Source organism: Nocardiopsis coralliicola, assembly GCF_054779695.1.
This window is the reverse complement of the sequence record NZ_BAAGXT010000057.1, coordinates 26,821-32,893: the sequence shown is the minus strand read 5'-3', so window position 1 is coordinate 32,893 and position 6,073 is coordinate 26,821. Positions and strand designations below refer to the sequence as shown.

General features: G+C 74.3%; 6 protein-coding genes and 1 pseudogene. All 7 read left to right on the top strand.

Features of this window, described 5'->3' with window-relative positions; genetic code table 11:
* Positions 1-336, top strand: a pseudogene (locus ACYVGT_RS25555) (cell division protein FtsZ); the annotation flags it as partial.
* 284 nt (positions 337-620) lie between these two features.
* Positions 621-1,382, top strand: a complete 762-nt coding sequence (gene pgeF, locus ACYVGT_RS25550; protein ID WP_460862957.1) for a peptidoglycan editing factor PgeF — start codon at positions 621-623, stop codon at positions 1,380-1,382.
* Positions 1,382-2,122, top strand: coding sequence for a YggS family pyridoxal phosphate-dependent enzyme (locus ACYVGT_RS25545; protein WP_460862956.1), 741 nt, complete (start codon positions 1,382-1,384; stop codon positions 2,120-2,122). Before pgeF ends, ACYVGT_RS25545 begins: the two co-directional genes overlap by 1 nt.
* Positions 2,123-2,248: 126 nt before the next feature.
* On the top strand, positions 2,249-2,770 hold the full coding sequence (locus ACYVGT_RS25540; protein ID WP_460862955.1) for a cell division protein SepF: 522 nt from the start codon (positions 2,249-2,251) through the stop codon (positions 2,768-2,770).
* A gap of 33 nt (positions 2,771-2,803) precedes the next feature.
* Complete coding sequence (locus ACYVGT_RS25535; RefSeq protein ID WP_460862959.1) at positions 2,804-3,109, top strand: YggT family protein; 306 nt, start codon at positions 2,804-2,806, stop codon at positions 3,107-3,109.
* A gap of 129 nt (positions 3,110-3,238) precedes the next feature.
* Positions 3,239-4,147, top strand: coding sequence for a DivIVA domain-containing protein (locus ACYVGT_RS25530; RefSeq protein ID WP_460862954.1), 909 nt, complete (start codon positions 3,239-3,241; stop codon positions 4,145-4,147).
* A gap of 46 nt (positions 4,148-4,193) precedes the next feature.
* Positions 4,194-5,684 carry a hypothetical protein gene (locus tag ACYVGT_RS25525; RefSeq protein WP_460862953.1) on the top strand — a complete coding sequence of 497 codons (1,491 nt, stop codon included), beginning with the start codon at positions 4,194-4,196 and terminating at the stop codon, positions 5,682-5,684.
* The last annotated feature ends 389 nt before the right edge of the window (positions 5,685-6,073 follow it).

Sequence of the window (6,073 nt, the reverse complement as noted above, 5' to 3'; positions counted from 1 at the left end):
GCCGCGGAACCGCCGGCCCCGGCCGAGCCGGTGGCGGCGGAGCCCGCCGAGCAGGTCCGGCCCGAACCCGAGCCCGAGCCGGAGCCGGTCGAGCCGCCGGCCGAGCCGCAGGCCCCGGCCGTGCAGGAGAGCGGCCCGGCTGACGAGGCCGGCGCCGCCCCGGCCCCCGCGGACGAGCCGCGCCCGCGGCCGATCCACCCGCTCGGCGAGGGCGGCTCGCACCCGGGCCGGCGCACCGACGGCCCCTTCCCGCGCGGCAACGACGTCCCGACGCCGCGCCGTCGCGTCATCTTCGACGACCCGGACGACCTGGACGTGCCGGACTTCCTGAAGTAGCGGACGGCGCTGTGCCGGGCAGCCGCACCGCACGAGCAGGACAGCGGGGCAGCGCGCTGCACCAGCACGCCTGAGACAGCCCCTTCTGAAGTAGCGCTGCACACACGGCAGCACTGCCTTAGGCGGCGCTGCCTCAAGCGGCACCGGGCACGGCATCGGGCGCAGCGGCAGCGAACGGGCGGCCCACCGGTCCCGGTGGAGCGCAGGCACCGGCGGCGGAGCATTCCGCCGCCGGTACGCTTTTGCGCGTCCGCCCCATCCGCACCCGAGGAGACGCCCCCGCCATGTCCACCGCCTTCCGGCTCGCCCCCGGCGTGCACGCCGCATTCACCGGCCGCTACGACGGCGGCGTCAGCGGTGCGCCGTTCGACACGCTCAACCTGGGCGCCGGAGTCCCCGACGACCCCGCAGCGGTGCGGGGGAACCGCCGGATCGCCGGTGAGCGGCTCGGCTTCGACCCGGACCGCGTGGTGTGGATGGGGCAGGTGCACAGCGCCGACGCCGCGGTCGCCGACGCGCCCGGCACCGTGGACCGGGTCGACGCTGTGGTGACCGGCCGCAACGACCTCGTGCTCGCCTCGCTTGCCGCCGACTGCCTGCCGATCCTCGCCGCCGACGGAGCGGCCGGCGTGATCGGCGCCGCGCACTCCGGGCGGGAGGGCACCCTGCGCGGTGTCGCGGCCGCGCTCGTCGACACCATGGTGCACAAGGGTGCACAACCGGGCAGAATGGTCGTTGCGCTCGGGCCCGCGATCTGCGGCGCCTGCTACGAGGTCCCCGAGGAGATGCGCGCCGCGATGGCCGCCCGTGTTCCGGAGGGGGCCTCAACCACCCGGCACGGGACACCCTCTGTCGATCTGCGCGCGGCGGTCGCCGCCCAGCTCCGGGCGGCCGGTGTCGGCCAGATCCGGGTGGACGAGCGCTGCACCTATGAGACCGAGGGGCTGTTCTCGCACCGGCGCGCTGCGCCGACCGGCCGCCTCGCCGGATTCGTCTGGCGGGACGGCGCGGCGCGCGGGGCGGCCCCGCACACGGGGGAGGCGTGATGGACGGACCGGTATCCGCAGGCGGTGCAGAGCGGCGGCGCGCGATCGCCGCCAACCTGGATGCGGTGCGCGAGCGTGCCGCCGCGGCCTGCGAGAAGGCCGGCCGCGCACCCGGCGATGTGACCATCATCGCTGTGACCAAGACCTATCCCGCCTCCGATGTCCGCATCCTCGCCGACCTCGGCCTCACCGACGTCGGGGAGAACCGGGACCAGGAGGCCGCTCCGAAGGCGGCGGAAACCGCCGACCTGCCGCTCCGGCGGCACTTCGTCGGACAGCTGCAGACCAACAAGGCGCGCTCGGTCGCCCGCTACGCCGACGTCGTCCACTCGGTGGACCGCCTCCGGCTGGCCGCCGCGCTCGGTGAGCGGGCGCGCGCCGCCGGGCGGCGGCTGACCTGCCTCGTCCAGGTCGACCTCGACCCGCAGGCGCGGCCCGGAGTACTCGGGCCGCGCGGCGGTGCCGACCCGGCCGACGCACCGGAGGTCGCCGCCGCGATCGCCGACCAGGAGGCGCTCGAGATCGGCGGCGTGATGGGGGTGGCGCCACTCGGCGGCGACCCCTCCGCGGCCTTCGCCCGGCTCCGCACGGTCGCGGAGGTCATCCGGGATCGCTACCCTCGTGCGGGAGTGGTGTCGGCGGGCATGAGCCAGGACCTCGAAGCGGCCGTTGAACAGGGCGCGACACACCTGCGCCTCGGTACGGCGTTGCTCGGCTCCCGGGGCCCGAACGTGGGGTAATGTCCCCACATGGACCTTGGCGCCCATCTGTCGAGTTCGCCCGCGCTGCTGGCCTCGGCGGATCCAGGCGGACTCGATGCAGTCCTCTGCGGTGCCGCACCACAGGGACGACGGAGGGCATGAGAGATGGCCGGCGCGATGCGCAAGATGGCGGTCTACCTCGGCCTCTTGGAGGACGACCGCTACGATCACCGCTATGCGGACGAATATGATGACTTCGACGACTTCGACGAGGCCGTTGAAGACCGGCGGGACCGCGACGCGGACCCGTATGGCGGCGATCACCGCGCCGACGCCGTGAGCGACGCCGGCGATGCCGCGGGCGCTCCGGTGGAGCGGCGCGCTCCTGCGGCGACGGCAAAAGCCGATCTGGCCCGGATCACCACGCTCCATCCGCGCACCTACAACGAGGCGCGTACTATCGGAGAGCACTTCCGGGAGGGGATCCCGGTGATCATGAACCTCACCGAGATGGTCGACAGCGACGCCAAGCGCCTCGTCGACTTCGCGGCGGGGCTGATCTTCGGCCTGCACGGAGACATCGAGCGGGTGACGAACAAGGTGTTCCTGCTGTCTCCGGCTAATGTTGAGGTGACCGCCGAAGACAAGGCACGGATCGCGGAGCGAGGGTTCTTCAATCAGAGTTAGACCGCTGTACACAGATTGGGTCGGGAAGCGACCGTGATCATCGTCCTCAACGTGCTCTACATCGTCCTGAACGTGTTCATGCTGGTGCTGCTGGCCCGGCTGGTCTTCGAACTCGTCCAGGCGTTCGCGCGATCCTGGCGCCCGTCGGGCTTCGTGCTCGTGATTGCGGAGACGGTGTACACGGTGACCGACCCTCCGCTGAAGTTCCTTCGGCGGTTTATCAAGCCGGTCAGGTTGGGCAGTGTGGCGCTGGACCTCAGCTTCACGGTCCTGTTCCTGATCGTGGTGATCCTGACACAGGTCGTCAGGACGGCCGGGCTCACCCTGATGGCCGCCTGACCGCCGCCATATGTCGGATCCGTACGCACCGGTTCCGATATGTGGTCTTGTTCATGATCCGGATTGCCGTAAGGTCACGATCAGGTAGCGTCCCTACGGATAAAGTCCAAGCGCGCCAAGGAGACGAACATGCCGCTGACACCCGCGGATGTGCGGAACAAGCAGTTCAGCACGACCCGGCTACGACCGGGGTACGACGAGGAAGAGGTCGACGCCTTCCTCGACGAGGTCGAGTCCGAGCTGGACCGCCTCATCCAGGAGAACGAGGAGCTGCGCGGCAAGCTCGCCGAATGCCTCCGCGGCAAGGTGCCCAACGCCGGCATGCAGGACTTCCAGCAGGCGCCGCCGCAGGAGCAGATGGCGCCCGAGCCCGAACCGCAGCCTCAGCCGCAGCCCCAGGCGCAGCAGCCGCCGCAGCCCGTGCAGCAGATGCAGCAGCAGGTTGAGCAGCAGCTGCCCGCTGCGATGGCCAACATGGGGCTGCCCGGGTCCGAAGAGAACATGGACACCGCCGCCCGCGTGCTCGCGCTCGCCCAGCAGACCGCCGACCAGGCGATCTCGGACGCGCGCCGCGAAGCCGACGAGACCCTCGGCCGCGCCCGGCACGAGGCGGACGACATCCTCGGCAAGGCCCGCCGCCAGGCCGAGCAGATCGTCAACGAGGCCCGCGCCCGCTCCGAGAACCTCGACCGCGACGCCCAGGAGCGGCACCGCCAGGTCATGGGCTCGCTGGTGCAGCAGCGTGAGGACCTCGAGCACAAGGTCGAGGTGCTGAAGGACTTCGAGCGGGAGTACCGCGCGCGCCTGAAGGACTACTTCGAGCGCCAGCTGCGCGAGCTCAGCGAGACCGGCAACGAGCCGGCCGCGCCGCCGAACCTCAACACCACCGGCGGTTTCCAGACCATGCAGGCGCCGACCGGCGGTGCTCCGGCCATGCCGCACGGCGGCCCCGGCGGCAACCCGTTCGCGCAGCAGCAGCCGGAGCCGGCTCCGCACGGCGGATTCCACCCGGGCGAAGGGCCGCACGACCGGCGCTGAGCGCCGCATCCGGATTCCCTGCCATGAGTGAAGGTCAGCGACGCCCGTGTTGATCCTCAGCAGCCTCGCCGCACTCGCTGCGGCACTGGTCCTCATCGTGATCGCCGTGGCGGCAGCCCAGGTCAGCCTGGTCTACGTCGCCCTGGCACTGGGCGGCGCCAGCGCTGTCGCCCTCGCGGTGGAACTGGTCAGATCGCGTGCCGAACTGGGGCTGGGAGAGGTCGCTGCGAGAGGTGCCGCGCAGCGGGGCGCAGGACGCCCCGTGCAGGCCGGTGTGCAAACGGACGGTTTGGGGAAGGCGTCCGTCTCCACCGGCAGGGACCGCGTACCCGCGGCAGCGGGAGTATCCGGATCTACCGCGGCTCCGCCCGCACCGACGCCGCCGCCGGCCCCGTCCGGCGCTGCGTCCGGGCCCGCTGGGGGCCCGCCGGCCGATCAGCGTGTGCCGGCGCCCCGCGGAGACGCCCTCCGCACCGGCGGCGGGGACGTCGCGCCGCCCCTCCGACCGGACCCCGAGCCGGCCGGACCCGAGGGGCGCGCGCAGGACGTCCCGCCGCCGGCGGCGGCCGCCGCTGCGCCGGAGAGCGCAGCCGCCGCAGATGAGGACGCCGCCGGCGCAGCGGACGCAGGCGCGTCTGCGGCCGGGGCCGCCTCGGAGGAGCCCTCCGGTTCAGGGGAGGGGGCCGACAGCCCTCCCGGCGGCACCGAGGGAACGGCCGATGCCGCCGCAGACACCGGGCAGGGCGCGCAGGACGCCCCTGCCGCGGGCAGCGCGGAAGACGGCGCGGAAGACGGCACCGCAGAAGAAGACGATCACGCGGCGGCTGACGACACCGCCGCTGAAGAGCCTGTCACCACCGCTGCCGCCGGGCCGGGCGGGGCTACCGCGGACACTGCCGCCGCGATCACCGCCCCCGCCGACGGCGAAGCCTCCGACGGCGACCCGGAAGCCGCCGCCACCGGGTCCGAGCAGAGCGCCGAAGCAGAGACGGGCGCGGCTGCCGGCGGACCCGCCGAGTCGGAGACCGAGTCCGAGGCCGCGGACACCGCGGGCTCTGCGGCCGCCGCGGATGCACCCGGCACCGAAGGCGGCCCGGCCGCCGAGGCCGCTGGCGACGCCACCGAACCCGCAGCCGGCGCTGACGGCGCCCCGGCAGCAGAACCCGCGCGCGGGCAGGGCCGCGAGGAGGAGCAGACCGGCGCCACTGTCTCCGACGACGACGCCTCCGACGACTCCTTCGCTGCCTTCGTCGACGGCCTGCGTTCCCCCTCCTCCGCCGATGGCGCGGACGCAGCGGCCCGCGCCGGCTCCGAACCGGAGGCCGCGCAGGAGCCGGACGGCGCTGACCCGGAACCGGAGCCGGGGGCCGGGGGCGGGGCCGGGGACACCGGAACAGCGGCCGCGCCGGACGCCGGTGCCGAGGAAGCGGGCGACGAGGCCACCGAGAGCGCGTCGGGCTCCGAGGACGCCGCGGCTGCCGGCGACGGCGCGGCAGCAGAGCCCGCCGCGGAGGACTCCGCCGCGAAGAAGAAGTAGCTCCGCGCAAGCGCGCCGCGGCCGCCGTTCCGCACGCGGGGCGGCGGCCGCGCCGTTTCTCTCCGCCCGCTGCTCCGGCGACCTGCCTGGACAGCGAGTCAGCCGCGGCACGGGGCGCCGGGGCGCCCAGCCGCCACTACTCCGCGCTCCGCCGGCGCACCCCGCGGGAGGACCTGAGCGGTCCCGGGGGCGGTGCGCCGCCGCCGGGGCGCCGGAGTCGCCGCGTCGGCGGGCACCAGCGGGGCGGCGCCGCGCCGCCCCCGGCCGCACCCGCGGCTGTCCCCCCGGGCCGGAGCAGCGCCCCGGCCGGCAGGTGTGCCTTCGCGGGGCGGACGTGCCCGGCGCGGACTGCTTGCACGGCCGCCCGGGCCCCGTGAGCGAGGCCCGCT